Source organism: Caballeronia hypogeia (genome assembly GCF_001544875.2).
GTDB classification, from domain to species: Bacteria; Pseudomonadota; Gammaproteobacteria; order Burkholderiales; family Burkholderiaceae; genus Caballeronia; species Caballeronia hypogeia.
This window is the reverse complement of record NZ_FCOA02000003.1, coordinates 378287-404450: the sequence shown is the minus strand read 5'-3', so window position 1 is coordinate 404450 and position 26164 is coordinate 378287. Positions and strand designations below refer to the sequence as shown.

Annotated in this window: 23 protein-coding genes and 1 tRNA gene; 11 read left to right on the top strand and 13 right to left on the bottom strand. The window is 63.3% G+C overall.

The features are described 5' to 3' along the window. Positions 1-3: 3 nt before the first annotated feature. Entirely contained in the window at positions 4-606 is a 603-nt protein-coding gene (locus AWB79_RS07905) for a chorismate mutase (RefSeq protein WP_061166829.1), read from the bottom strand. A gap of 246 nt (positions 607-852) precedes the next feature. After that, positions 853-1002, bottom strand: coding sequence for a hypothetical protein (locus AWB79_RS40015; protein ID WP_198398987.1), 150 nt, complete (start codon positions 1000-1002; stop codon positions 853-855). 437 nt (positions 1003-1439) lie between these two features. Between AWB79_RS40015 and AWB79_RS39380 the strand changes: the two genes are divergently transcribed. Further along, entirely contained in the window at positions 1440-1619 is a 180-nt protein-coding gene (locus AWB79_RS39380; RefSeq protein ID WP_157695713.1) for a hypothetical protein, read from the top strand. A gap of 33 nt (positions 1620-1652) precedes the next feature. On the opposite strand, the gene AWB79_RS07900 is transcribed toward AWB79_RS39380, so the two are convergent. The 3 genes from AWB79_RS07900 to pepN all read right to left on the bottom strand — a co-directional run bounded on the left by AWB79_RS07900 (position 1653) and on the right by pepN (position 5710). Beyond that, positions 1653-1728 (bottom strand) — tRNA-Thr (locus AWB79_RS07900). 82 nt (positions 1729-1810) lie between these two features. Then, complete coding sequence (locus AWB79_RS07895; RefSeq protein ID WP_061166828.1) at positions 1811-2830, bottom strand: class 1 fructose-bisphosphatase; 1020 nt, start codon at positions 2828-2830, stop codon at positions 1811-1813. Positions 2831-2992: 162 nt separating this feature from the next. Then, positions 2993-5710 carry an aminopeptidase N gene (gene pepN / locus AWB79_RS07890; RefSeq protein ID WP_061166827.1) on the bottom strand — a complete coding sequence of 906 codons (2718 nt, stop codon included), beginning with the start codon at positions 5708-5710 and terminating at the stop codon, positions 2993-2995. A 221-nt stretch (positions 5711-5931) separates the two neighbouring features. Between pepN and AWB79_RS07885 the strand changes: the two genes are divergently transcribed. The 10 genes from AWB79_RS07885 to AWB79_RS07840 all read left to right on the top strand — a co-directional run bounded on the left by AWB79_RS07885 (position 5932) and on the right by AWB79_RS07840 (position 15858). After that, positions 5932-6654 carry a DUF4136 domain-containing protein gene (locus tag AWB79_RS07885; protein WP_061167020.1) on the top strand — a complete coding sequence of 241 codons (723 nt, stop codon included), beginning with the start codon at positions 5932-5934 and terminating at the stop codon, positions 6652-6654. Positions 6655-6892: 238 nt separating this feature from the next. After that, positions 6893-7591 carry a CDP-alcohol phosphatidyltransferase family protein gene (locus tag AWB79_RS07880; RefSeq protein WP_061166826.1) on the top strand — a complete coding sequence of 233 codons (699 nt, stop codon included), beginning with the start codon at positions 6893-6895 and terminating at the stop codon, positions 7589-7591. Next, positions 7588-8400 carry a 2OG-Fe(II) oxygenase gene (locus tag AWB79_RS07875; protein WP_061166825.1) on the top strand — a complete coding sequence of 271 codons (813 nt, stop codon included), beginning with the start codon at positions 7588-7590 and terminating at the stop codon, positions 8398-8400. The genes AWB79_RS07880 and AWB79_RS07875 overlap by 4 nt, the downstream gene beginning before the upstream one ends. After that, complete coding sequence (locus tag AWB79_RS07870) at positions 8397-9413, top strand: flippase-like domain-containing protein (protein ID WP_061166824.1); 1017 nt, start codon at positions 8397-8399, stop codon at positions 9411-9413. The genes AWB79_RS07875 and AWB79_RS07870 overlap by 4 nt, the downstream gene beginning before the upstream one ends. A gap of 24 nt (positions 9414-9437) precedes the next feature. Beyond that, positions 9438-10202 (top strand): phosphocholine cytidylyltransferase family protein, encoded by a 765-nt coding sequence (locus tag AWB79_RS07865; RefSeq protein ID WP_061166823.1) that lies wholly within the window; start codon positions 9438-9440, stop codon positions 10200-10202. Positions 10203-10219: 17 nt separating this feature from the next. Beyond that, positions 10220-11917: a phosphoenolpyruvate mutase gene (gene aepX, locus AWB79_RS07860; RefSeq protein WP_061166822.1), complete on the top strand. Its 1698-nt coding sequence runs from the start codon at positions 10220-10222 to the stop codon at positions 11915-11917. Continuing rightward, positions 11910-13091 (top strand): phosphonopyruvate decarboxylase, encoded by a 1182-nt coding sequence (gene aepY / locus AWB79_RS07855; RefSeq protein ID WP_061167019.1) that lies wholly within the window; start codon positions 11910-11912, stop codon positions 13089-13091. The genes aepX and aepY overlap by 8 nt, the downstream gene beginning before the upstream one ends. Continuing rightward, positions 13091-14155 (top strand): 2-aminoethylphosphonate aminotransferase, encoded by a 1065-nt coding sequence (locus AWB79_RS07850; protein ID WP_061166821.1) that lies wholly within the window; start codon positions 13091-13093, stop codon positions 14153-14155. The genes aepY and AWB79_RS07850 overlap by 1 nt, the downstream gene beginning before the upstream one ends. A 262-nt stretch (positions 14156-14417) precedes the next feature. Then, positions 14418-14846 (top strand): hypothetical protein, encoded by a 429-nt coding sequence (locus tag AWB79_RS40920; protein ID WP_198398986.1) that lies wholly within the window; start codon positions 14418-14420, stop codon positions 14844-14846. Positions 14847-15246: 400 nt separating this feature from the next. Continuing rightward, positions 15247-15858, top strand: coding sequence for a hypothetical protein (locus AWB79_RS07840; protein ID WP_157695712.1), 612 nt, complete (start codon positions 15247-15249; stop codon positions 15856-15858). A gap of 82 nt (positions 15859-15940) precedes the next feature. Here the strand turns inward: AWB79_RS07840 and AWB79_RS07835 are convergent, their stop codons facing one another. The 8 genes from AWB79_RS07835 to AWB79_RS07800 all read right to left on the bottom strand — a co-directional run bounded on the left by AWB79_RS07835 (position 15941) and on the right by AWB79_RS07800 (position 26079). Then, positions 15941-16384 carry a hypothetical protein gene (locus AWB79_RS07835; protein WP_061166818.1) on the bottom strand — a complete coding sequence of 148 codons (444 nt, stop codon included), beginning with the start codon at positions 16382-16384 and terminating at the stop codon, positions 15941-15943. A gap of 153 nt (positions 16385-16537) precedes the next feature. After that, complete coding sequence (guaD, locus tag AWB79_RS07830; RefSeq protein WP_061166817.1) at positions 16538-17866, bottom strand: guanine deaminase; 1329 nt, start codon at positions 17864-17866, stop codon at positions 16538-16540. 30 nt (positions 17867-17896) lie between these two features. Further along, positions 17897-19267: an NCS2 family permease gene (locus AWB79_RS07825; protein WP_061166816.1), complete on the bottom strand. Its 1371-nt coding sequence runs from the start codon at positions 19265-19267 to the stop codon at positions 17897-17899. Between the two features lie 16 nt (positions 19268-19283). Next, positions 19284-20306: an adenosine deaminase gene (locus tag AWB79_RS07820; protein WP_061166815.1), complete on the bottom strand. Its 1023-nt coding sequence runs from the start codon at positions 20304-20306 to the stop codon at positions 19284-19286. A gap of 40 nt (positions 20307-20346) precedes the next feature. Beyond that, entirely contained in the window at positions 20347-21363 is a 1017-nt protein-coding gene (gene xdhC, locus AWB79_RS07815) for a xanthine dehydrogenase accessory protein XdhC (protein WP_061166814.1), read from the bottom strand. A 53-nt stretch (positions 21364-21416) separates the two neighbouring features. Continuing rightward, a complete protein-coding gene (gene xdhB, locus AWB79_RS07810) occupies positions 21417-23777 on the bottom strand; it encodes a xanthine dehydrogenase molybdopterin binding subunit (protein ID WP_061166813.1) in 2361 nt (786 codons plus the stop codon). Next, positions 23774-25294 carry a xanthine dehydrogenase small subunit gene (gene xdhA / locus AWB79_RS07805; RefSeq protein ID WP_061166812.1) on the bottom strand — a complete coding sequence of 507 codons (1521 nt, stop codon included), beginning with the start codon at positions 25292-25294 and terminating at the stop codon, positions 23774-23776. Before xdhA ends, xdhB begins: the two co-directional genes overlap by 4 nt. Before the next feature lie 266 nt (positions 25295-25560). Next, positions 25561-26079, bottom strand: coding sequence for a disulfide bond formation protein B (locus AWB79_RS07800; protein WP_061167018.1), 519 nt, complete (start codon positions 26077-26079; stop codon positions 25561-25563). Positions 26080-26164 lie beyond the last annotated feature (85 nt).

The following is a 26164-nucleotide window of genomic DNA, read 5'->3' as shown; positions in this document are numbered from 1 at the left end:
TCATCAGCCGACCGCGCCCACGCCGCCGGACGCGCACACATGCGACAGCGCGCGCTGCAGCGGTTCGTTCATCGATGAGTTATAGCGCGTCAGATGCTTCCAGCGCGCAACGCTCTCAGCCAGGCGCATCGGGCAGTCGTCCGCATGACGAATGGGCTCGACGTGCGCGAGCGCTGACATCAACGATTGCGTGAGCCGGTCCAGCTTCGGACGCGTGTCCTTCGCGAGATCGGGCGGTGCGGCTTCCGGTGCGGCCTTCAGCGCGCGCCAGTTGGCGAAGAGCGCATTCTGCACGTCCTTGCTGGCTTCGATCTGATCGCGGAAGAACTGGCGCGCGAAATCCGTATCGACCTGCGCGGCCGCGGCCTTTTCCTCGACGTGCTTGAGCAGCGCTTCTTCGCGCCGCGCGTCGGTGATCGGCTCGTGATGCGCCCATTTCCAGCGCGCCACCGGCTCGGCCAGCGCAAGCCGTTGCGAAACGAGCGCGATGAGATTGGTGAACGGAGTGTCGTCGCCGTCGGCGCGTGCGGAGGAGGGCGCGGCGAGTGCGAGTAGACAGGCTGAAGCGGCTAAGGAAAGGAGGAAAGACTTCGATCGGCGGCGCATCGGTCTCAACGGTCTCAAGGCAAAAGAGCCAGAATAGCGCACCGCGCAATCAGGCCGAAGCCCGCAGGTCAGTCGAGAGCGAAAGATTTCGGAGAAGCGAGCCGCGCCGCACGACTCGCCGGAGAGCGGTCATGAACGCGAGGCGCGACGCATCCTGGCGTGAGCCATAAGCGGACCATCGGGTCCGTGTGCGCCGCGCGCAGCGGGCGTCGTTCTCACGACGACGGCGTGATCCAGCGGATCCGCCTATTTCGACTGCGCCGAGTTGCGCTGTTCATCGAAGAACGCGCGCACATGCTCGGGCAGTTCGGTCGCGAGAAACTCGACGCCAACCGGCTCCGGATCCGGACAGAACACCTTGTCGGGCGTCGGGATTTTCGTCGGTTTTGCGTCCATGATTGCTCTCCTCTGTGACATCAACAATTGCGCATGCATTGGCCGATGCGGCTTTTGCGCCGCCGCACGCGGCTGAAATACGAAATACGTTTTTCCTCTATGAATGCGTTATCGGATCGCAACCGCTTTGGCTTGAGTCTCTGTCGGCCATTTTGGCGCGCCTCCTGTGCAACGCATGATCGTTCGTCTTTCGGGGGATAAAACATCGGTAAGGCATTACCGTCCCTTAATCGATTGCTGCAAAAACTACGGTTTCTTCGCCTTTTGATCGTCGTCCCGCAAGCCTTGTCCCGCCTGGCGTCGGAGAAAACGCGACCATCGCGCACTTAAACTGTAGCTTTTCCTCTATGGATATAACGATACCGGGAAACTCGCGTTGACGCGCGATGGTGCGGGGCGGAAAATGGCTCGTTGTTGTACGAAAGCGCACATATGGCGTGAATCAGGCAGGCGGCGGGCCGGAACGTGAAATCGGTGAGGCCGGTTTTCCGTTCTTGTCGCAATCCTGTAGAGAACAGCGAGCAATCGTTGCAAAAAGCACAACGCTCGTCGGCGTCGAATATGGCGGCGAAGCTTGGGGCGAAAGTAAAAAGCAAAAACCCGCGTCACTTGCGTGAACGCGGGTTTTTTAATGCTGCCTGAATCCTGTCTGGTGCCGGAAAGAGGAATCGAACCCCCGACCTTCGCATTACGAATGCGCTGCTCTACCGTCTGAGCTATTCCGGCTCCATTGTTGCGTCTGAAATATTCGTCAGCAACGAAGAAGTGAGATTATGCAGAGCTTTTCTGAGGTTGGCAATACCTAAGATCAATTTTTCTTGTCGAGGTGGTAGCGGGTCACGCGATCGACTTCGCTCTTCGAACCGAGGAACACCGCGACGCGCTGATGCAGGCTCGTCGGCTGGATATCGAGAATGCGCTCTTCGCCGTTGGTCGCAGCGCCGCCTGCCTGCTCGACGATGAATGACATCGGATTCGCTTCGTACATAAGGCGCAGCTTGCCGGGCTTCGAAGGATCGCGCTTGTCGGCCGGATACATGAAGATGCCGCCACGATTCAAAATGCGATGCACGTCCGCCACCATCGACGCGATCCAGCGCATGTTGAAGTCTTCCTTGCGCGCGCCGTCGCGGCCGTCGTTCAGTTCGTCGATATAGCGCTGCACCGGCTCATACCAGTGGCGGCTGTTCGACGCGTTGATCGCGTATTCGCGCGTCTCGACCGGAATCTTCATGTCGCGCTGCGTGAGCACCCACGAGCCGAGCTCGCGATCGAGCGTGAAGCAGTTCACGCCGTTGCCGGTCGTCAGCACGAGCACGGTCTGCGGGCCGTACACCGCGTAGCCCGCCGCGACCTGCTGCGAACCCGGTTGCATGAACGCAGCCTCGCTGGGCTCTACGCCGTCCGGGCAGCGCAGCACCGAAAAGATCGTGCCGATCGAAACGTTCACGTCGATGTTCGACGAGCCGTCGAGCGGATCGAAGGTCAGCAGATAATTTCCCTTCGGGTAACGATTGGGGATCGGGAAGATCTTTTCCATCTCTTCCGATGCCATCGCGGCCAGGTTGCCGCCCCATTCGTTGGCTTCGAGCAGGATTTCGTTCGAGAGGACGTCGAGCTTCTTCTGCACTTCGCCCTGAACGTTCTCGCTGCCGGCGCTGCCGAGCGCTTCGCCCAGTGCGCCCTTACTCACGTGATAGCTGATCTGCTTGCACGCACGCGCGATGACCTCGAGCAACAGACGCAAGTCGGCCGGCAGGTTCTGATGTTCACGCTGCTGCTCGATCAGATATTTCGAGAGCGTGGTGCGGCTGGAAATGGAGGACATGCTTAAGCTCCGTGAGCGTTAGACGAATATCCACGATTCTAACCGCTTGACCTGACGCCTCCGTATGACAGCGGCTGCGCGAATCCGCCATAAGCGAGAACGGCCGTCGCGCGAGAACCACGCGCGACGGCCGTCGGACAAAAAAAGCAGATGAAACAGGGCTTAAGCGGCGAGCGCCTTCTCGACCACCTCGCGCACGTCACGCGATTTCGCCGTTGCGGCGACTTGGCTCAACGCCGCGTGCATCTTCTCGCGCAACTGCGGCGTGAAGCGGCGCCACAGTTCGAGCCCGCGCGCGAGCCGTGCCGCGACCTGCGGATTGAGCGCATCGAGCGCGATCACCTGTTCGGCCCAGAACGCATAGCCGGAGCCGTCCGCCGCGTGGAACTGCGCCGGGTTGCCGCTGCAGAAGCTGAAAATCAGTGAGCGCGCGCGATTCGGATTCTTGATGTTGAACGCCTGATGCTGCATCAGCTTGCGCACGATCTCGATGACCTTGCGATCCGGCCCGCCGCGCTGCGTGGCTTGCAGCGCGAACCATTTGTCGATGACCAGCGCCTCGTTCTCGAAGCGTCGGTAGAAGTCCGCCAGCGCCGCGTCCGCGACGCTCCCATCCGCGCCCTTCGTCGCGCTTGCGAGCAACAGAGCGCCGAGTGCGGCCGAGCGGTCGGTCATGTTGTTGGCGGCTGCGTATTGCGCCTGCGCGAGCTTCACGGCCTCGCGCGGATCGTCGAGCTGGCTCAGGTAGGCGAGGGCGAGGTTCTTGAGGCCGCGCTTGCCGGCATCGTCCGCGGTCGGACGATAGTCGCCCGGTGTGCGGTTCGCCTCGTAAGTCGCGAGCCATTTGTCGCGCAACTGCGACGCAAGGCGACGGCTCATGAAGACGCGCGCCGCGTGCACGGCTGCCGGATCGGATACCGACATCTGCTCGGCGAGATAGCTTTCCGAGGGCAGCATCAGCGCGAGTTCGCGGAACGCGGGCGTGAGCGTGGTGTCGCCGAGCACGCGGGCGAACGCGGCGATCACCTGATCGTCGATGGCGAGCGTCTCGCCCTTCGCCGCGCGTCCGGCGAGCGCGAGCAGCTCGCGCGTGGCCAGGCGCTGGCCCGCTTCCCAGCGGTTGAACGGATCGCTGTCGTGCGCGAGCAGGAACGCGAGTTCCTCGTTGGTGTAGTCGTATTCGACGATCACCGGCGCCGAGAAATTGCGCAGCAGCGAGGGCAGCGGCGCCTCGTTCACATCGACGAACGTGAAGGACTGCTCGCGCTGCGTGAATTCGAGCACGCGCGTCGTGCCGTTCGGCTCTTTCTCGCCTTCCAGGCGCAGCGGCAGATCCGCGCCGTTCTGGCCGATCAGACCGACCGAGAATGGAATCAAAAGCGGTCCCTTCTGCGTTTCGCGCGCGGCTTCGGACGCGTCGCCGTAACCTTGCGCGAGCGTCAGCGTGTAGCGCTTGTTCGCGGCGTCGTACTGCGCGCGCACTGAGACGCGCGGAGTGCCTGCCTGAGCGTACCAGCGCTCGAATTGCGCGAGATCGCGATGATTCGCATCGGCGAGCGCCTGGCGGAAGTCGTCGCAGGTCACGGCCTGGCCGTCGAAGCGCTGGAAGTACAAGTCCATGCCGCGGCGGAAGCCGTCGCGGCCGAACAGCGTCTGATACATCCGCACGACTTCCGAGCCTTTCTCGTAGACGGTCATCGTGTAGAAGTTATTGATCTCGACGTAGCTCTCAGGACGCACCGGATGCGCCATCGGACCAGCGTCTTCCGCGAACTGCATCTGACGCAGCACGCGCACGTCCTCGATGCGCTTGGTCGCGCGCGCAGCGGCGCTGGCCGCGCCTTCGACGTCGCCGGCGGCCATGTCGGCGGAGAATTCCTGATCGCGGAACACGGTCAGGCCTTCCTTCAGGCTCAGCTGGAACCAGTCGCGGCAGGTCACGCGATTGCCGGTCCAGTTATGGAAGTACTCGTGTCCGACCACGGCTTCGATATTGGAGAAATCCGTGTCCGTCGCGGTTTCCGGATTGGCCAGCACGTACTTCGTGTTGAAGATATTGAGGCCCTTGTTCTCCATCGCGCCCATGTTGAAGTCGCTCACCGCGACGATCATGAAGCGGTCGAGATCCAGCTCCAGCCCGAAGCGCCTTTCGTCCCAGCGGATCGAGTTGATGAGCGAGTCCATCGCGTGACGGGTCTTGTCGAGATCGTGCGGCTCGACCCAAACCTGCAGCAGCTTCTCCTTGCCCGAACCCGACTGAATGCGCTCCTCGATGCACACGAGCTTGCCCGCAACCAGCGCGAACAGATAGCTCGGCTTCTTGAACGGGTCTTCCCAGGTGGCGAAGTGCCGGCCATCGGGGAGATCGCCTTCTTCGATCAGATTGCCGTTGGACAGCAGCACCGGATACGCGGTCTTGTCGGCGCGCAGCGTGACGACGTAGGTGGCCATCACGTCCGGTCGATCGAGGAAGTAGGTGATGCGGCGGAAGCCCTCCGCCTCGCACTGCGTGAAGAAGTTGCCGCTGGAGACATAAAGTCCGGAGAGCGTCGTGTTCTCCGCCGGATTGCAGATGCTCTCGATGCTAAGCTCGAAGACATCCGCAGGAATACTGCCGATGGACAGCCCGTTCTCCTCGATGCGGACATCCGCGTGCGCGGCGCCGTCGATCGTCGCGCTCACGAATTCGAGTTGCTCGCCCATCAGTTCGAGGCGCGTGGCGTTGCCGCGGGCGTCGGGGTTGCGGCGCAGCTTCATCGTGTTCTTCACGACCGTGCGCGCCGGCACGAGGTCGAACTCGAGCGCGACGGAGTCGATCAGGAAGGCGGGCGGCGTGTAGTCCTCGCGGCGAATCACTGCGGATGCGGTCGTGGTAGACATGGCAAGATCTTCATGTTTGGATTGAGCGGCGCCGGGCGTTGTGCGCTCGAACGAATGAGCGCACCAACGCGCGCGCGGCTGGTCGAACCATTGTACAAGCCGCCCGGGGATCGTGAATCGGGCGGCGCAGCGCGTCGTGGACCCCACAAAACAAGCCGCCGCCGGACATGCCGGCGGTGCGAAACATAACGGGCAGGGTGCTGAACGAAGTGAGGACGACCATGAATTTCCGTTTGATTGCGCTGGGCCGCCTGGCCGTGCTGGCGCTTGTCGCGCTGTGGCTCGGCGGATGCACGACCTACGTGCAGACCCAGGTGACCGCCTTCTCCGACTGGCGCGGCAACGACACGACCCGCACCTACGCATTCGCGCGCAAGGACGAGCAGCAGAACAGCATCGAGCAGACGACGTACGAGACGCTCGTCGCCAATGAGCTGTCGAAGTACAACTTCCGCCAGGTGCCGGGCGCGAGCGCGAATTATCAGGTGGCGATTGCCTACGCCGTGCGCGGCGACACGGTGACCGTGCGTCAGCCGGTCTTCTACGATCCGTGGATGTACGGACCGTGGGGCGGCCCGTACTGGGGCGGTCCGTGGGGCGGCTGGGGTCCGTACGGTCCGTGGGGCCCGACGGGCTACGTCGACCAGACGTATCCGGTCTACATCCATGCGCTGCAGATCCGCATGACCGACCGCAGCACCGGCCGCGAAGCCTACAAGGTCACGGCCGTCAATTCGACGGGCGATCCCTCTCTCTATCAGGCGATGCCTTTCCTCGTGCGCAGCGCGCTCGCCGACTTCCCGCTCGGCAACGGCACGGTGCGCACGGTGACCTTGCCGGTGGACAAGAACGGCGGCGTGTCGAATGAAGCGGCGGCAGTCAATTCGAACGAGCGCAGCGTACCGCCGCCACCACCGGCGTCGGGCGCGAAAGCGGTCGACTGACTCTCTGGCATCTCGATGCGAAGGCGGCGCGGATTCCATCCGGCGCCGCCTTCTTTGCGTCATCGCTCGCGAATTGCATCGGCAGGAAAAAATTTCCGGGGCAAGGGCAGGCACTGTTTTGGCGTTCGCAAGGCTCCGCGCGAGATCGTCTTTCAGGGCTTGAGCCATCAGGGAAAAGCCGCGTCGCAGGCAGGCCGCAATATATGCAGCTTCGGCGAATTAGAGCTATATTCGCGGGATGACAAAATCGTGTCCGCCCGATCCTAAAGCCGTTCCCGAGCCCACCACGTGGGATGCACGGCTCGCCCGCCGCCTCGTTACGCCGCTCGTCGGAACGCCGGTTACGCCCAACCATCTGACGACCCTGCGCCTCGCCATAGGTCTTGCCGGCGCGTACTATCTGTCGCTCGGTCAGTTCTGGATGTGCACGCTCGGCGCGCTGCTCATCGCGCTGTCGAATCTCGTCGATCACACCGACGGAGAACTCGCGCGCATCAGCGGGCAATCCAGCAAGATCGGGCACTTTTACGACCTCGCGTGCGACGCGCTCGTCACCGTGCTGCTGTTCGTCGGGCTGGGTTTCTACGTGGCCGTGCATCACCCGTCCATGATCGTGCCCGCGCAATGGCTCGGCGCGCTGGCTGGCGTGGCGGTCGCGCTGATCTTCTTCCTGCGCATGCGCATCGAGTCGATGGTCGGCAAGACCGGCACGAAACAGGCATCGATGGCTGGCTTCGAAACGGAAGATGTGCTTTATCTGCTGCCGGTCGTCACCGTCCTGAATGGCATGACGCCGTTTCTGATCGCCGCCGCTATTGGCGCGCCGCTCTTCGCCGTATACGTCGCGGTGGACTATCAGCGCGTCAGCGCGCAGATGAAGCGCCGCGCGCAGGCGTCCCACGCAAAAGACGACAAAGATTTCCAGGCGGTGAGATGAGCGACACGGCAACTCCGGACAACACGCTGGCTCAACCCGCGCATGCGGCGAGCGCCGTTCGTCTGTCGCAGCGCGATATCGACGCGACGATGAAGGCGCGCTTGGCCACGCTGCAAACGCCTGAACTACGCGACGAATACGGCCAGCAAGGTTCGTTTCTGTATATCGAGGACTTCCTCCCGCGCGACTACACCGAGCGCCTGATCGCCGCCGTGCACGACGTCACGCCGTCCGTGAACCGCAATTATCTGCCGGGCCATAAGGCGGGCGGCAGCGTGAGCCGTCACACGCTCGACAAGCTCGCGCCGTTCATCGCGGATCTGTATCGCTCGGAAGCGCTCATCAAGTGGCTGGAAGCGATCACCGGCGACAAGCTGCAACTCTCGCCGGCAGACGATCCGCACGCCTACGCGCTCTATTTCTACACGCGTCCGGGCGACCACATCGGCTGGCATTACGACACTTCGTATTACGAAGGCCGGCGCTACACGCTGCTGCTCGGCGTAATCGACGATTCTTCGTGTGCGCTCGACTACGAACTGCACACGAAGAATCCGGCGGTGCCGGATGAGCCGGGCTCGGTGCGCTATCCGCCGGGCGCGTTCGTGTTCTTCGACGGCGACAAACTGCGCCATCGCGTGACGCCGCTCGGCGAAAACGAAATGCGGGTGTCGCTCACGTTCGAGTACGTGACGAACCCGAACATGAAGCCGTTCAAGCGCTTCATTTCGAACATGAAGGATTCGATCGCCTATTTCGGTTTCGGACAGGTTTTTCGCCGCAAGGGCGGCGAGAACGGACGGGCATGAGCCGCGCCGGCACATTTCTGCTGTCGGTCGGCGTGGTGTTGTTCATCGCGCTGCTCGGCTGGCAGGGTTTCGGTTCCGTGGCGGCGACGCTCGCCGCCGCCGGCTGGGGTCTGCTTGCGGTCGCCGCGTTTCATTTCGTGCCGCTCGTGATTGACGCCGGCGCGATCAGCGTGCTCTTCTCCCGTAACGAACGCGACGTCTCCCTGCGCGATGCTTTGCTCGCGCGCTGGGCGGGCGAATCGGTCAATAGCCTGATGCCCGCCGGGCAGATCGGCGGGCCGATGCTGATGGTGCGCTATCTCGCGCAGCGCGGCATGCGCGCACGCGGCGCGGCTGCGGTCATCACAATCAGCACGACGATGCAGACCGTCGCGCAACTGATCTTCGCGCTGATCGGCGTTGTGCTGCTGACGGGTTACGCGGCGGGCGGCTCGTCGTCGGGCGTGACGTACGCGGTGCTCTCGGTGATCGCCGTGATCGGCCTGTTGATCTTCGGTTTCTATCTGGCGCAGCGGCGCGGGCTGTTCGGCCGCGCGATGCGCTTCGCCTCCGGCATCGCCGCGAAATTCTCGGCCAAGCGTGACTGGTCGTCGCTCGTCACGCGCGCCGAAGCGGTCGATGCCGCCGTGCACGAACTCTATCGCGAACGTGGCAAGGTCGCGGCGAGCTTCGGCTTGAGCCTCGTCGGCTGGATCGTCGGCACGGGAGAAGTGTGGCTTGCGCTGCATCTGCTGGGCCACCCGGTCGGCTGGGCCGAAGCGCTGTTGCTCGAAAGTCTCGGCCAGGCGATTCGCGGCGCGGCCTTCGCCATTCCGGGTTCGCTAGGCGTGCAGGAAGGCGGTTATCTCCTGCTCGCGCGTCTGATCGGCTTGCCGCCCGAGGCGGCGCTCGCGCTGTCGCTCGCCAAGCGCGCGCGTGAATTGCTGCTCGGCGTGCCGGGCATTGTCTATCTGCATTTCGTTGAAAAAGGCTGGCAGCGCCGCCGTCTCGCGCGCGTGCCGGATATCGACTGAATCACACACGAAGGGAACACAACCATGCGCGCAATTATTCTTGCGGCCGGGATGGGCTTGCGCCTCGTTCAGCCCGAAGGCCAGCAACAGCCGAAATGTCTGCTGCGCTTTGGCGAGCTCTCGCTGCTCGAACGTCATCTGCATTTTCTGAAAGCCGCGGGCGTCGATGAAGTCGTCTTCGTGACCGGCTTCAAGAGCGAGCAGATCGAAGCAGAGCTGGCGGCGATCGACTGGAAGCCTGCGAGCGAAGTCGTCGTCAACGAGGAGTTCACGCTCGGCAGCGTGCTGTCCGTGCACACCGCGCGCGACGCGATGACCCGCGGCGGCGATGTCCTGCTGATGGACGCCGACGTGCTCTACGACGAGCGCATTTTCGAGCCGCTGGTGGCGGGCGCTTCGGTGAATCGTCTTCTGATCGACCGCGATTTCGAAGCGGGCGACGAGCCGGTGAAACTGTGCGTCGAGAACGGCGTGCCGGTCGAGCTGCGCAAGCAGGTCGCGGCGGGTCTGAAGTACGACACGATCGGCGAATCGGTCGGCTTCTTCCGCTTCGATCACGCGACCGCCACGCGCCTCGCGCAAATCTGCGCCGATTACGTCGAAAGCGGCCGCGCGAAGATGCCGCATGAAGAAGCGGTGCGCGATTTGCTGCTGGAAAAGTCCCACGTGTTCGATATCGCCGATGTGACCGGCGCGCCGTGGATCGAAATCGATTTTCAGAACGACGTGAAGCGCGCGGCAGACGAAGTGCTGCCGTCGCTCAACGCGCTGAATCAGTTCGCAGGATAAGAGGAGCCGCACGACAAATGAACGCACCTACACAAATTCCCGTCGGTTATTCGCGCACCATGCGTCTGCGCGAAATGCTGCAAAGCAATCGCCTCGAATTCCTGATGGAAGCGCACAACGGCATTTCGGCGCGCATCGCGAAGGAAGCGGGCTTCAAGGCGATCTGGGGCTCGGGCCTGTCGATCTCCGCGCAGTTCGGCGTGCGCGACAACAACGAGGCGAGCTGGACGCAGGTCGTCGACAACCTCGAATTCATGGCCGACGCGAGCGATCTGCCGATCCTGCTCGACGGCGACACCGGCTACGGCAACTTCAACAACGTGCGGCGTCTGGTGAGGAAGCTGGAGCAGCGCGGCATCGCGGGCGTGTGCATCGAGGACAAGCAGTTTCCAAAGACCAACAGCTTCATCAACGGCGAAGCGCAGCCGCTCGCGGATATCGATGAATTCTGCGGCAAGATCAAGGCCGGCAAGGACTCGCAGAGCGATCCGAATTTCTCGATCGTGGCGCGCGTGGAAGCGCTGATCGCGGGCTGGGGCATGGAAGAGGCGCTCAAGCGCGCCGAGGCGTACCGGCAGGCGGGCGCGGATGCAATCCTGATTCACTCGAAGCTCTCGAAGCCCGACGAAATTCTCACCTTCGCGCGCGAATGGGCCGGGCGGGGCCCGCTTGTCATCGTGCCGACGAAGTACTACAGCACGCCGACCGACGCGTTCCGTCAGGCGGGCATCAGTTGCGTGATCTGGGCGAACCATCTGATTCGCGGCGCCGTGTCCGCGATGCAGGCCATCGCCAAGGAAATTCACGACAGCGAGACGCTCGTCAATGTGGAAGACCGCATCGCGGCCGTGAACGAGATTTTTCGTCTGCAGGACGCGGATGAATATTCTGCCGCCGAGAACATCTATCTCAGCGCGGCGAACGAAAAGCGCGGCGCGGTCGTGCTCGCGGCGAGCCGGGGCGCGGGTCTCGAAGCGCTGACCAAAGAACGTCCGAAGGTCATGCTGCCGGTCGCGGGCAAGCCGCTGTTGCGCCATCTCGTCGAGGCGTTCAAGAAGGAAAGCATCAACGACATCACGGTGGTGGGCGGCTATCGCGCGGACGCGATCGAGAAGGGCGGCATTCGTCTCGTCGTCAACGAGCAGCACGCGACGACGGGCGAGCTCGCGTCGCTCGCGTGCGCGGTGAAGCACATGAACGGCGATACGGTCATCTCCTACGGCGACCTGCTGTTCCGCAGCTATATCCTGCGCGATCTGATGGAATCGGACAGCGACTTCAGCGTCGTGGTCGATTCGTCGCAGGCGCCGCACGCGGGCGTTGCCGCGACCGACTTCGCGTACTGCTCGACCGCCGACGACCGCGCGCTGTTCGGCCAGAAGGTGTGGCTGGAAAGCGTGGTCGGCGCGGGCCAGAGTCTGACCGATGACCGCGCGCCGCAAGGCCGATGGATGGGTCTCATCAAGGTGCGCGGCGGCGCGCGCGAGGCCTTCGCCGCGACGCTCGAACAGCTTCAGCAGCGCGAAGGTTTCGACAAGCTCGATATGGCCGCGCTGCTCAACGCGCTGATCGCCGCCGGTCACAAGATCGAAGTGCAATACGTGCATGGCCACTGGCGCGGCGTGAACGATCTCGACGACTTCCGTCGCGCGGGCGATTTCGCGCATGGCCAGACGCCCATCGGCTCGGAAGGCCAGGAGAGTGCGCGTGATTGAAGCCGCTCAGTTCGTCGAAGCGGCGCGCGAGCGTGGCTTCGACTGGTACGCGGGCGTGCCGTGCTCGTTTCTGACGCCGTTCATCAACTACGTGCTGCAGGACGAATCGCTGCATTACGTGTCGGCGGCGAACGAAGGCGATGCCGTCGCGCTGATCGCGGGCGTGGCGCTGGGCGCGGCGGGTTCCGGCGGCACGCTCGGGCAGCAGCCGAGACGCGGCATCGCGATGATGCAGAACTCGGGCCTCGGCAACGCGGTCAGTCCGCTCACATCGCTTACGTGGACGTTCCGTCTGCCGCAATTGCTGATCGTCACATGGCGCGGCCAGCCGGGCGTGCACGACGAACCACAGCACGCGCTGATGGGCCCGATCACGCCGCAGATGCTCGAGACGATGGAAATTCCGTGGGAGCTGTTCCCGACGGAAGCCGACCAGATCGGCCCGGCGCTCGATCGCGCCACCGAGTTCATGGACAGCACCGGCCGTCCTTATGCTCTCGTCATGCAGAAGGGCAGCGTCGCGCCTTACGAGCTGAAGAAGACCGGCTTGTCGGGCGTGCGTGCCCGCACCGAAGCGGCGCGCGTGGAGCGCTTCGAAGGCGAGCGCGTGACGCGTCACGACGCGCTCGAGAAAGTCATCGCGCATACGCCGAAGGATTCGACGGTCGTGCTCGCATCGACCGGTTTTTGCGGACGTGAGTTGTACGCAATCGACGACCGCGAGAACCAGCTCTATCTCGTCGGCTCGATGGGCTGCGTGACGCCGATGGCGCTGGGTCTCGCGCTCTCACGCCCCGACCTTACCGTGGTCGCGCTCGACGGCGACGGCGCCGCGCTGATGCGCATGGGCGTGTTCGCGACGCTCGGCGCATACGGCCCGCCGAATCTGATTCATCTGCTGCTCGACAACGGCGCGCACGAATCGACGGGTGGCCAGGCGACCGTGTCGCGCGGCGTCGATTTCGCGTCGGTTGCGTCGGCGTGCGGCTATGCACTCGCGCTCGACGGCGACGACATCGGCGTGATCGATCGTCTGTTCGATGCGAAGAATGTCGATGGCGTGCGCTTCGCGCGTCTGTCGATCAACACCGGCACGCCCGGCGATCTGCCGCGCCCGAAGATCACGCCGGAAGACGTGCGCGCGCGCTTGCAACACCATATTGGAGGCCGTTGATGCTGCTGCTGAATCCGGGTCCCGTCACGCTGACCGAACGCGTGAGAAAGAGTCTGCTGCAAACCGACTTGTGTCATCGCGAGCCGGAGTTTTTCGATTTGCAGGACGAAGCGCGCGCGCGTCTCGTCGCTGCTTACGAACTCGATCCGGCAAAGTGGAGCGCCGTGCTGATGACGGGCTCCGGCACCGCCGCCGTCGAGAGCATGATCGCGGGCCTCGTGCCGGAAGGCGGGCGGCTGCTCGTCGTTGAGAACGGCGTGTATGGCGACCGCATTGCGCAGATCGCGAAGCAGTACGGCATCGAGCATGAAGTCGTGAAGTACGAGTGGATGCAGGCGCCGGATATCGACGCCATCGTCCGGTTGCTCGATGCGAAGAAGTTCACCAACGTCGCGATCATTCATCACGAGACGACGACCGGACGCCTGAACGCGATCGATCAATTGTCGCGTGCGTGCGGCGAACGCGGCATTGGCCTCTTGCTCGATGCGGTGAGCAGCTTCGGCGCCGAGGCGATCGATTTCGACGGCGGCGGCATCGCGGGCATCGCCGCGACCGCGAACAAGTGCCTGCACGGCGTGCCGGGCGCGGCGTTCGTCATCGCGCGCCGCGATGCGCTGGCGCAGGCCGCGAGCCGCACCTATTACCTCGGCATCGCGCGGCTGGCGAAGCTGCAGGACCAGCGCAACACGCCGTTCACGCCTTCCGTGCACGCGTATTACGCGCTCGTCGAGGCGCTGCGCGAGTTCGAGGAAGAAGGCGGCTGGCGCGCGCGGCATAAGCGTTACGCGAAGCTCGCGGAACAGGTGCGTGCGGGTCTGGCGTCGCTCGGTATCGAAAGCGCGCTCGCGCCCGAGGAATCGTCGGTGGTGTTGCGTGCGTATCGGCTGCCCGCGGGCGTCACGTATGAAACGCTGCACGACGCGCTCAAGGCCAAGGGCTTCGTGATCTACGCGGGGCAGGGCGGCTTGTCGAAGGAACTGTTCCGCATCTCGACGATGGGCGCGCTCGATGCGAACGACATGGACCGGCTGATTTCCGCGGTTCTGGAAGTCGTGCGATAGGGCAGTCTGGTTCCGGCCAAGTCTGCATGGAGTGCAGGTCGCTGGACGTCTTCCACTCAACGAAGGATCAAGGGCTTACGGTGTCATGCCGTAAGCCCTTTTCGTTTCCGATTCGGTCCGTGCTGTTGTCGGGTTGGAGAACGGCCATCATCGACTCGCGAGATCGTCCGTCGGCGTGCATTGGAAACATAAATGACGTTTCTCTGATGTCAGGGCGTTGTTCGGGATCTCCGCACGGGTTAAAACGCTAGACTGGTCGCGAATGTTCGACGTCGTGGCGTTCGATACATTCGAGTTCGCACACGGCGTCTTCCCAATTGCATTCGACCGACGCAGGCATTGCCGGACGCACCTCGGTCCTGACATGCACGGGCCGGTTTATGCCATCGCGGACGGTGAAGTCGTGGCGTATCGGGTCTGCCAGCACGGCATTGATTCTGGCGATAGCAATGCAGGATTTGTGCTCCTCAAACATTCCACAGAGACGGGTGCCGGCCGCGCGTTGACGTTTTATTCGCTCTACATGCACCTGCGCCGGCTGGACAGAAGCTCTGGTTTTTTCACCCGCTCGCGTTCATTCGGCACTTCAGAAGATGCGGGTGGCTCAGCATGGACGAAACGGCTCGATGCATCCGTCGGACGATCCGGGAAAACGGAAAGGAAGTTGTGGCGATATCGCACGCCACAGTGAGGAATAGGCTTAGCGACGGGACTGCGAAACGGCCGGCGAGTCTTCATCCGGCTTTTCACGAGATGACGAGAAAGTATGGAATCTCGGCGAGCAAACTGCGTCTTGCACATTTGTTCGGGCAGTTGAGCAGCAGGCTGGTATTGGATCTGGAAGCAAAGATGGAGAAAGATCTCAGAAAAATTTTTTGAGCTGGGAAAGCAATCTATAAATTATTGGGCTGATCAAGGGTTCCACCAAGAAGCCATTGTGCAGGTGACCAAATGTATCAATCCTGCGACGTTACATACATATTGATTGGCGAGTTCCGGGATTTCTCTCCGCGTTTCATCAACTCAACGACGATGTGATGTCCTGCAGCGACTACAAGCCGGTGGAATAAAAGTGATGAAAAAACTTTTTTTTGACGGCATTATTTTTGATTCTGGTTTGGATGAATGCAAACGAGGCTCATGCCACTCAAGAAGATAGGATCAGGAAGGAGCACTGTCACGTTTCTTTCATCACGCCGGCGCTCACACAGTATGTTGAACTCCCTGACAATATATACTTTGGAGGCATCGTCTGTTATCTTCCCTTTCTCTTCACAGGCGCCCTCAAACAGAAGCGAGTCGAGTTGCCGGGGACGGTCGAAGATTGGCGTCGGTTCACAGACTTTGTTGTCACCATTGAACGTGGTCCCTTGACTGAGGCAGTAGCGAAAGTCGAAGCTCCAGACGGCGGAGCGCAGTCTGGTCTTTTCGAATTGACATCTAAGTCGCGAACTGAATTGACGGGTGGCGGCGATCTATATACGTTGAATTTCAAGGCGATCCGGCGGACCGAGAACATGAGGCTTCTGATAGTGCACGCGCTTACTATTTATGTTTTCGGCAATGGGACTTATTCGGCTACCTTCTACGATTACTCATCGGGAAAAACTCGGACCGAAATTAGGAAGCAGCGTATCTATCAAGAGCTGTTCTCATCTTTTAATTTTCTGCCGGAACGGCTGGATAAGACTACACATCATTGAAAACTCATTCGAATGCCATATGCGGGTCACGTGACGGATGATCTTGAGTGCGGACGTTCAACAGAAGACCAGTCCCATACCCTTACTGTTTGCAGAAAATCGCCGTGATGAAGGGCGCGACGTGGTGCACATCCGCGTCGCTGCCTGCGGCGCTCACCTTTTCCTGCACGGCGTCGTCGCTGCCGATGACCACCACGCCGTAAGCCGAATCCGCGATCGGCTGTCCCTTTCCCGGCTTGAAGATCGGATCGTCCTTCTGATAGCCGACGACCACATACACCTTGAAACCGTACGCCGTGAGCGTGGTTCCGTGCGTCGGCTTGAACGCGTTGACGTGGTTGGGCTCGATGCGCATCGGCTTCGTTTCGAGCAGATGGTTTTCCTGCAATGGCGCGATGAAATCGTGCGCGCTCGATCTGCAATCGAGCGGCGCGTCGATCGACTTGATCGCTTCGGCGTGCGCGAGCGTGCCAAGCGACGCGAGCGTCATCGGCAGAACGAGGCGAACGATTCGGTGTGCGATCATGGCGACGCGTTTTTTCGAAGCAGCCAGCACTTTAACGAGAATGCATTAAATGTGCTTGGTTCGTCGAGTGGATCGTTGCATCGCCCGTCAGCCGTCATACAAAAACGCCCTTCGATCGAAGGGCGTCGGGTTTTCATCGGGCGAAGAGGGCGCTCAAGCCGCCAGCTCCAGCTTCGCCGTCTTGCGCGAATCGCGCGCGTGCACGCGCTTGCCCGCCGCGTAGGTTTCGAACACCGCGCGATCGTCGCCTAGCAGTGCGAACGCGAACAACAGTTCCTCCAGCGTCTCGGTCCGCGACGTGCGGCGCGCGAGCAGCGGCGTCGCGGCCGGATCGAGCACGACGAAGTCCGCTTCGCTTCCGGCGGCCAGCGTGCCGATCTTGTCGTCGAGTTCGAGCACCTGGGCCGCGCCCGTCGTCGCGAGCCAGAACATGCGCGTCGCGCTCAGGTGATGGCCGGTCAGGCGCGCGATCTTGTGCGCGGCGCCCATCGTCTGCAGCATCGAGAACGACGTGCCGCCGCCGACGTCCGTCGCGAGCGCCACCGGCATGTTCGACGCGCCGGCCTTCTCGAAGTCGAACAGGCCGCTGCCGAGGAACAGGTTCGACGTTGGGCAGTGCGATGCCACCGCGCCCGTTTCCGCCATGCGCTCGCGGTCGCGCTCGTCGAGATGGATGCAGTGCCCGTACACCGCGCGACGGCGCAGCAAGTTGTAGTGATCGTAAATGTCGAGATAGCTGCGATGCCCCGGAAACAGGCTCTCGACCCATTTGATCTCGTCCGTGTTCTCCGCAACGTGCGTCTGGACGAACACGTCCTGATGCTTCTGCGCGAGCACGCTGCACGCTTCGAGCTGCGCTTCGGTCGATGTCGGCGCAAAGCGCGGCGTCAGCGCGTACTGCTGACGGCCGCGTCCGTGCCAGCGCCCGATGAGCTCGGCACTGTCGTCATAGCCGGATTGCGCGGTGTCGCGCAGGAACTCGGGGCAGTTGCGATCCATCAGCACCTTGCCCGCGATCATGCGGGTGTTGCGCGCTTCGCTTTCGGTGAAGAACGCGTCCGCCGACTGCTTGTGCACAGTGCAGTAGACGAGCGCCGTCGTCGTGCCGCAGGCAAGCAGTTCATCGATGAAAAAGCTCGCCGTCTCGCGCGCCACGGAAGGATTCTCGAAGCCGCGTTCGGTCGGGAACGTGTACGTGTTGAGCCACGGCAAGAGTCCCGGCGCGGGCGAAGCGATCATGTCCGTCTGCGGATAGTGAATGTGCGAGTCGATGAAACCCGGCACGATCAGCTTGTCGCGCATGGAGTGGACGGTCGCGTCGGGGCTCAACAGATCGCGGATCGACGCATACGCGCCTGCCGCGACCACCTTGCCGTCCTCGACGATCAGAAGGCCATCGGCCTCATGGACCGCGCCGTCAGCGGCATGCGCGGGATCTTCCCGGAAGGTCAGCAACTGGGCGCGGTAGGCGGTCTGAGTCATGATGCAACGTCTCCGTTTTCTATAAAAGGTCTACAACTGCGAAAGCAGCACTAACGAAAAGGCCGCGATGATCCACATCGCCGGCTTGATTTCCCTCGCGCGTCCGGTCGCCGACTTCAGCACGACGAACGCGAGAAAGCCGTACGCGACGCCGTCCGTGATCGAATAGGTCAGCGGAATCAGGATCATCGCGAGAAACGCGGGAATGGCTTCGTCGAAGCGATGCCATTCGATCTGCGTGATCGCTTCCATCATGAACACGCCGACGAGCACGAGCGCGGGCGCGGTCGCGATGGCTGGCACGAGCGATAGCAGCGGCGAAAGAAACAGGAACGGCAGGAAGCACAGCCCGGCGACCACTGCGACGAGACCCGTGCGCCCGCCCGCCGAAATGCCCGCCGCCGATTCGATATACGCGTTCGCCGGGCTGGTGCCGAGCGGCGCGGAAACGAGCGCGGAGAAGGAATCGACCATCATCGACTGGCGGATGTTGCGCGGGTTGCCATCCTTGTCATAGAGCTTGCCGGCTTCCGAAATCGCCATGAAGGTGGAGAGCGCGTCGAAGAACGACGTGAACAGCATCACGAAGATGAACGGCCAGTAGATGACCTTGAGCGAGCCCATGAAGTCGAGCTGCATGACCGCCGAAAAGTCCGGCGCGGCTACGAACCCGTTCCAGTTGACGAGCGTCTTCGTGGCGATGGCGGCGGGCCAGTACGCGGTGCCGTCGCCGTAGAAGCGGCCGATCGGAATCGCGATGATCGTCGTGAACACAATGCCCAGCATCAGCGCGCCCGTCACCTTGCGCGCGACGAGGATCGTCGTGACGGCCAGGCCCACGAGAAACGTGATAACCACGGGATTGAGCGACGCCGAATGCACGATCGTCACCGGATCGCCGACGACGAACTTCGCGTTCACCAGACCGATCAGGCTGATGAACAGGCCAATGCCGCACGACACCGCATGCCGCAGGTTCGCCGGAATCGCGTCGACGACGAGCTTGCGCGCGTTGAACGCCGCGAGAATCGCGAAGATCACGCCGGACCAGAACACGCAGCCGAGCGCCGTCTGCCACGGCATCTTGCCGCCGTGAACCATGACGAACGCGAACAGCGCGTTCATGCCCATGCCGGGCGCGACGAGCACCGGGTTGCGCGCATACAGGCCCATCGCGCAGCTGCCCAGAAAGCTGACGATGACGGTCGCCGTCAGCGCGGCGGGAAATGGCACGCCGGCTTGCGACAGAATGCCCGGATTGACGACGATGATGTACATCGCCGTGAGGAAGGTCGTGATGCCCGCGACGATTTCGGTCTTGGTGCGCGAACCGGCCGCGCGAATGCCGAAGAAGCGTTCGAGCGCGGTCGTGTCGCGTTGTGGAGTGGCTGTCGTATCCATTCTTATTGCGCGTTGCTTATTGCTTCCAGTGCTGGTCCAGGCGCGCGATCATCGCGTCGCGCTCTTCTTCGCTGACGAACGAGGCTTCGAGGCTGTTCTTCAAAAGCGTGTAGACCTCGTGATCGTTGAGCTTCAGCGCATCGACGATGGCGAAGTAGTTCGCGTTGACGTAGCCGCCGAAGTACGCGGGATCGTCGGAGTTGATCATCACCGCGACGCCCTGATCGAGCAGGTCCTTGAGCGTGTGCTTGGTCATGTCGTCGAACACGCAGAGCTTGAGGTTCGACAGCGGGCACACGGTCAGCGCGATGCGTTCATCCGCCAGACGCGCGACCAGCGCGGCGTCCTCGATGCTGCGCACGCCGTGATCGACGCGATCCACTTTCAGCAGATCCAGCGCTTCGTACACGTACGAAGGCGGACCTTCCTCGCCGGCATGCGCGACGAGCTTCAGGCCGCGCTCGCGCGCCTTCGCGAACACGCGCTCGAACTTGGAAGGCGGATGGCCGCGCTCCGACGAATCCAGCCCGACGCCGATCAGCCGGTGCGAATACTTGTCGAACAGCGGCAACGCGGCATCGAACGTGGCGAGCGCGTCTTCCTCGGAAAGATGGCGCAGGAAGCAGAGAATCAGCCTGCTCGAAAGGCCGCGTTTTTCGGCTTCAGCCAGCGCGGCATCGATGCCCGCGACCACCGTTTCGATGGCCACGCCGCGCTCCGTGTGCGTCTGCGGATCGAAGAAAATTTCCGTGTGCGCGACGTGGTCCGCGAGCGCGCGCTCGACGTAGGCCATCGTCATGTCGTAGAAGTCCTGCTCGGTGAGCAGCACGCTGGCGCCGGCGTAGTAGATATCGAGGAACGATTGCAGGTCGGTGAACGCGTAGGCCGCGCGCAAAGCCTCGATGGACTCGTACGCGAGCTTCACGTTGTTCCGTTTTGCCAGTTCGAAGATCAGCTCGGGTTCGAGCGAGCCTTCGATATGGATATGCAGCTCGGCCTTTGGCGCGCGCGCAATCTTGTCGGCGAGTGTGGGATTCATGTGGGCTTTCTTGTGTTGGGGCTTGCGGTCCGCCTGTGGGTCAGGCGGTCTGTTGCGACGACGCGCGCGCGTGGGCGTGGGCTTCGACCGCCTGCAGCAACTGGGCTGCCGCTGCAACGGCGATCACTTCGGGCGCCTTGTCCACGATTCCGTCGATGCCGATCGGACACACCATCCGCTCGATCTTCGCGGGGTCGATGCCACGCGCCGCGAGCCGGTGCTCGAACTGCTTCTTCTTCGTGTACGAACCGATCATGCCGAAGAACGCGAAGTCGCCGCGCTTCAGGATGCACTCCGCCAGCGCGAGATCCACCGTGTGGTTGTGCGTCATCACGATGTAGTACGCGTTGGGCGGCGCATTGTCGACGGCTTCGTCGGGCGCGTCGTTGGGTTCGATCGTCACGTTGTCCGGCACGAATTGCGGCGCGGGAAACGCGGCGTCGCGCTCGTCGACCCAGGTCACGTGGCAGGGCAGGGTGGCGAGCACGCGCACGAGCGCCGCGCCCACATGACCCGCGCCGAACAGCACGACCTGGAAGTCGCGCGGCGCGATGGTTTCGGTCAGAAGCGCGCCGCTCTCGTCAAAACCGGCGCCGTCCCACAGCAGGCAGTCGGCATCGGTTGCGCCCGGTTCGGGATCGGAGAGCATGACGGCGTCGGGCATCGGCGCGAAGGAAACGCTGCGCACGGTCGAGAGACCCTGCGCGGTACGCTTCGACAACGTCGTCACCCAGTTGAGGTCCGAAACGTCGAGCCGCTCGAAGGCCAGCACGACCGCGCCGCCGCAGCACTGGCCGAGGCTCGGCCCGAGCGCGAAACGCTCGAGCCTTCTCATGCGCGGGCTGCGCATGCCGTCCTTCAGCACCTGCCGTGCGGTTTCGATGGCCTTCCATTCCAGATGGCCGCCGCCGATCGTGTAGCGCGCGTCCTCGCGCGTGACGATCATCTTCGTGCCCGGCTCGCGCGGCGCGGAGCCTTCGACACGCGCGACCGTCACGAGCACGACGGCGTCGCCGTGCGCGAGCAGGTGTTGCAGGTCGTTCAGCCAATCTTGCATCGAGTGAGCTCCAGAAATGATCGCGTTTTGCGAGGGTTGCGTCGTCGCAGGCGCTAGTTTACCGGCGCGGCTTCTTCGGTTCCGACCGTGAGCGCGTCCAGCGCGTCGAGAATCGCTTCGGGCGTCGCCGGGGCACGCAGCTTGGGCGCGTCGGGCGCATCGGGCTGCGTTGCCGCGACCGCCGCGCGGATCGCCAGCAACACCGAGAACGACAGCAACAGCGGCGGCTCGCCGACCGCCTTCGAGCGGAAGATCGTCGGCTCGGCGTTGTCGTTGCCTGCTTGGCGGAACAGCGCGACATTGAACCTCGCGGGCGCATCGGAGACGGCGGGAATCTTGTAGGTCGAGGGCGCGTGCGTCATCAGGCGCCCGTCGCGGTTCCACCACAGTTCCTCGGTCGTGAGCCAGCCCATGCCCTGAATGTAGCCGCCTTCCACCTGGCCTATGTCGATCGCCGGATTGATCGAGCGGCCCGCGTCGTGGAGCAGATCCGCGCGCAGCAGCTTCCATTCGCCGGTGAGCGTATCGACGACGACTTCCGACACCGCCGCGCCATAAGCGAAGTAATAGAACGGGTGACCCTGCAGCGTCTTGGCGTCCCAGTGGACTTTCGGCGTCGCGTAAAAGCCGTCGGACCACAGTTGCACGCGCGCGAGATACGCGGCCGCGACGAGCTGGTCGAACGGCATTTGCCCGCCGTTCGCCTCGACCACGCCGCCATGAAATTTCACATCCGAGGCCGCGCCCCCGAGCTGCTTCGCGGCGAGATCGGCGAGACGCGCGCGGATCGCGAGCGCGGCCGCTTCAGCGGCCTTGCCGTTCAGATCGCTTCCGGTCGATGCCGCCGTCGCCGAGGTATTCGCGACTTTTGACGTATCCGTGGCCGTCACCCGCACGCGCGAAAGACCGATCCCGAGCACGCTCGCGACCACCTGCGCAACCTTGGTGTTGAGACCCTGGCCCATTTCCGTGCCGCCGTGATTCACCAGCGCGGAGCCGTCCTTGTAGACGTGCACGAGCGCGCCCGCCTGATTCAGGAACGGCACGTTGAACGAGATGCCGAACTTGACCGGCGTGAACGCGATGCCGCGCTTGAGCACCGCGCTCGTCAGGTTGAAGGCGGCGATGGCGGCGCGGCGCGCCTGATATTCGCTCGACGCGACGAGTTCATCGGTCAAGGCCGCGATCACGTTGTCCGCGACCGGCTGGCCATACGGCGTCACGTCGCGCTCGCCGATGCCGTAGTAGTTCGCGCGCCGCACATCGAGCGGATCGCGCTTCAGCCGATGCGCGATTTCATCGAGCATGACTTCCATGACGAGCGCGCCCTGCGGTCCGCCGAAGCCGCGAAACGCCGTGTTCGACTGCGTGTTGGTCTTGCAGCACAGCGCGCGGATTTCGACATCGGGCAGGTAGTACGCGTTGTCGAAGTGGCACACGGCGCGCGTCGCGACCGCGCCCGACAGATCCGCCGAATAGCCCGCCCGCAGCGCGATTTCGACCCGCGCGCCGGTGATGCGTCCGTCGTCGTCGAAGCCGCATTCGTATTCGTAGACGGCGTCGTGGCGCTTGCCGGTGATCATGAAGTCGTCGTCGCGATCGGCGCGCAGTTTGACCGGTCGCTTGAGCAGATGCGCCGCCAGCGACGCAACACACGCGAACAGCGCCGACTGCGATTCCTTGCCGCCGAAGCCGCCGCCCATGCGCCGGCATTCGCACAGCACCGCGTGCGTCGGCCAGCCGAGCATGTGGGCGACGACCTGCTGCATCTCGCTCGGATGCTGCGTCGAGCTATAAACGAGCATGCCGTCCTGCTCCTTTGGCACGGCGTAGGCGACTTGTCCTTCGAGATAGAACTGTTCCTGCCCGCCGACTTCGAACTCGCCCTTGAGCCGATGCGGCGCGCCCGCGATGCGCCCGGCCGGATCGCCGCGCTTCAGATGCAGCGGCGGCAGCACGAACTGATTGCGCGCCTTGGCTTCGTGGGGCGTGAGCACGGCTTCCAGCGGTTCGTAGCGGACGACGTCCTCGCTTCTCGCGAGCGCGGCGGCGCGGCGCGCCAGATCGTGCGATTCGGCGATGACGGCGAACACCGGCTGACCGAGATACTGCACTTCGCTCGTGGCAAGAATGGGGTCGTCGTGCAGCACGGGGCCGCAATTGTTCTCGCCGGGAATGTCCTCGGCCGTGAGCACGGCGATGACGCCGGGCGCGGCGCGCACTGCGTCCAGATCGAGCGAGACGATGCGCGCGTGGGCATGCCGCGACAGTCCGAGCGCCGCGTGCAGCGTGCCACGCAACTCGGGGATATCGTCCGTGTAGGTTGCTTCGCCGCTCACGTGCAGCGTCGCCGATTCGTGCGGCAGCGCGGCGCCGGCGGCTTCCAGCGTCACCGGTTCGGTGATCAGGTTCATGGCGCCTCCTCGACGTGCGCGCCGTACGCGAATGCGTTCACGTCGGCGAGCGCGAGCGGCGCGTCGCGACGCGTTTCCAGATAGAAGCGCCACAGCACGTTGCGCGCCACCTTCGCGCGATAGGCGCTCGACGCGCGCATGTCGGTGAGCGGCTGAAAATCGGCGTCGAGCGCGGCCATCGCGGCGCACGCGTGATCTTCGTCCCACGTCTGGCCGACGAGCGCGCTTTCCGCTCGCGTCGCGCGTTTCGGCGTCGCCGCCATGCCGCCGAACGCGAGGCGCGCATCGGTCACGCGATGATCGTCGTCGAGCCGGATCGCGAACGCCGCGCACACGGCGGAAATGTCCTGGTCGTAGCGCTTCGACACCTTGTAGGTGCGAAACCGCAGCGCGGCGACCGGGCGCGGCACGCGAATCTGCGCGACGAATTCGCCCGCTTCGAGCGCGGTCTTCTGGTAGCCGAGATAAAACGCGTCGAGCGGCATCGTGCGAAGCTTTTCGGCTTTTTGCAGCACCAGTTCCGCATTCAGCGCGATGAGCGCGGGCATCGAATCGCCGATCGGCGAGCCGTTCGCCACATTGCCGCCGAGCGTGCCCGCGTTGCGGATCGGCCGCGACGCGAAGCGCGTCCACAGTTCGGCGAGCTCGGGATAATCGGCGGCGAGCGCGGCGTAGGCGTCTTCCAGCGAAGCCGCCGCGCCGATCGTCAGATATTGCGCATCGTGCTCGATGGTCTTCAGTTCATCGACGTTGCCGATGAAGAGCAGGTCGCCCAGGTCGCGGAACTGCTTCGTCACCCACAAGCCGATGTCGGTGCTGCCCGCGAGGAGGCGCGCATGCGGACGCTCGGCGCGCAGGCGCCCGAATTCGGCACGCGTGACGGGCGCGAGAAAGGCAGGCGTGCCGAAGGCTGCGCCGCGCGCGTCGGGCGCGGCGTATTCGAAGGTCTGCGTGCGCTTGAGCGCGACGAGCTGCCGCTTGATCGCGTCGGCATCGAAGGGCGGGCGCGGATAATCGAACATGCGCTGCGCGGCATCGACGATCGGCCGATAACCCGTGCAACGGCACAGATTGCCGGACAGCGCAGTGGCGATTTCATCGCGCGAAGGCGGGCCCGCGTCAGCCGGATGATTGTGATAAAGCGCCCACAGCGACATGACGAAGCCGGGCGTGCAGAAGCCGCATTGGGAACCGTGACAGTCGACCAGCGCCTGCTGCACCGGATGCAGCGCGCCATCCGCGCCGCGCAAATCCTCGACGGTGAAAAGGGCGCGCGAATCGAGCGTCGGCAGGAACTGAATACAGGCGTTGACGGCTTTGAACACGAGCGCTCCAGAAGTGTCGAGTTCGCCGATGACGACGGTGCATGCGCCGCAATCGCCTTCCGCGCAGCCTTCCTTGGTGCCGGTGCAAAGCGCGGTCTCGCGCAGATGCTGAAGCACCGTGCGCGTGGCGGGCGCGTCGCCGATCTCGCGCACGGCGCCGCGCTGAAGGAAGCGGATGGTTTGCGTTGTCATAATTCAGGGAGACATTGCGGACCGGGCGCGCGTTACGCGGTTTCCGTTCGCTTCATGGGTTGCCGTGAAAATCGGCTGCCTCTGAGTGAAACGGACTGCGCGCACGTAGATCGCCATCCAGACACGACCTTAACACCGCAATATCTCAAAAATATTGTCCGGTACGTATCAAGGTTATGCGGATGCGCTGATGCGCGGAAGAAAAAGCGCGGGAAAGGCTATGCGGCGGGGAAAAACGGGCGGCGCGAGAGGCCGCCCGGAAGAAGTTACCGAACCGTCGAGCGCAGTTTGCGCTTGAAGCGCAGGCTTGCTGCGACCAGCACGAAGATCACCGCGAACGCGATCAGCGACCATTGCGGCAGCGACAGCCCGAGGATCGGCGGATACGGCGTCTCGCACAGGCCCGCGACCTTGAACACCTGCGGGAGCCAGCGCGCGGGCGGCAGCCCGTCGACGATCGGCTGGAGCGCGTCGAAGCCGCAACTGAAGCCGGGATGCGACTGCACGTAGACGTGGCGTATCGCGGTGACGAGGCCGCCGAGCGCGGAAATCGCGACGAGCGTTTCGAGCAGCGCGATGCCGCGCCAGTTATTGAAGGCGGCGCCGAGGAACGCGAATACCGCGACCAGCACGAAGAAATAGCGCTGGATGATGCACAGCGGGCACGGGTCTTCGTTATGGAAAAACTGCAGATAGAGCGCGCCGCCGACCAGACCGAGACTGACGAAACCGAGCAGCAGAAGCAGCCGCCGCTCGCGTCGCATCGTCCGGTCGTCCTGATGCATCGTGAAGTGATGTAAAGAGTTGTTCATTGTTTCGCAACGATTCGAGAAGGAAGCACCTGAGTTGCGGGGTATCGGGAAGGAATTC

Bases quoted from the DNA above. Each gene is read 5' to 3' on its own strand.
- AWB79_RS40920 (WP_198398986.1), top strand. From the start codon at position 14,418: ATGTTCGACGTCGTGGCGTTCGATACATTCGAGTTCGCACACGGCGTC.
- AWB79_RS07820 (WP_061166815.1), bottom strand. From the start codon at position 20,306: ATGAATCCCACACTCGCCGACAAGATTGCGCGCGCGCCAAAGGCCGAG.
- xdhB (WP_061166813.1), bottom strand. From the start codon at position 23,777: ATGAACCTGATCACCGAACCGGTGACGCTGGAAGCCGCCGGCGCCGCG.
- xdhA (WP_061166812.1), bottom strand. From the start codon at position 25,294: ATGACAACGCAAACCATCCGCTTCCTTCAGCGCGGCGCCGTGCGCGAG.
- AWB79_RS07880 (WP_061166826.1), top strand. From the start codon at position 6,893: ATGACAAAATCGTGTCCGCCCGATCCTAAAGCCGTTCCCGAGCCCACC.
- aepX (WP_061166822.1), top strand. From the start codon at position 10,220: ATGAACGCACCTACACAAATTCCCGTCGGTTATTCGCGCACCATGCGT.
- AWB79_RS07835 (WP_061166818.1), bottom strand. From the start codon at position 16,384: ATGATCGCACACCGAATCGTTCGCCTCGTTCTGCCGATGACGCTCGCG.
- AWB79_RS07895 (WP_061166828.1), bottom strand. From the start codon at position 2,830: ATGTCCTCCATTTCCAGCCGCACCACGCTCTCGAAATATCTGATCGAG.
- AWB79_RS07885 (WP_061167020.1), top strand. From the start codon at position 5,932: ATGAATTTCCGTTTGATTGCGCTGGGCCGCCTGGCCGTGCTGGCGCTT.
- pepN (WP_061166827.1), bottom strand. From the start codon at position 5,710: ATGTCTACCACGACCGCATCCGCAGTGATTCGCCGCGAGGACTACACG.
- AWB79_RS07800 (WP_061167018.1), bottom strand. From the start codon at position 26,079: ATGCATCAGGACGACCGGACGATGCGACGCGAGCGGCGGCTGCTTCTG.
- AWB79_RS40015 (WP_198398987.1), bottom strand. From the start codon at position 1,002: ATGGACGCAAAACCGACGAAAATCCCGACGCCCGACAAGGTGTTCTGT.
- AWB79_RS07870 (WP_061166824.1), top strand. From the start codon at position 8,397: ATGAGCCGCGCCGGCACATTTCTGCTGTCGGTCGGCGTGGTGTTGTTC.
- AWB79_RS07875 (WP_061166825.1), top strand. From the start codon at position 7,588: ATGAGCGACACGGCAACTCCGGACAACACGCTGGCTCAACCCGCGCAT.
- xdhC (WP_061166814.1), bottom strand. From the start codon at position 21,363: ATGCAAGATTGGCTGAACGACCTGCAACACCTGCTCGCGCACGGCGAC.
- AWB79_RS07850 (WP_061166821.1), top strand. From the start codon at position 13,091: ATGCTGCTGCTGAATCCGGGTCCCGTCACGCTGACCGAACGCGTGAGA.
- AWB79_RS07825 (WP_061166816.1), bottom strand. From the start codon at position 19,267: ATGGATACGACAGCCACTCCACAACGCGACACGACCGCGCTCGAACGC.
- guaD (WP_061166817.1), bottom strand. From the start codon at position 17,866: ATGACTCAGACCGCCTACCGCGCCCAGTTGCTGACCTTCCGGGAAGAT.
- AWB79_RS07865 (WP_061166823.1), top strand. From the start codon at position 9,438: ATGCGCGCAATTATTCTTGCGGCCGGGATGGGCTTGCGCCTCGTTCAG.
- AWB79_RS07905 (WP_061166829.1), bottom strand. From the start codon at position 606: ATGCGCCGCCGATCGAAGTCTTTCCTCCTTTCCTTAGCCGCTTCAGCC.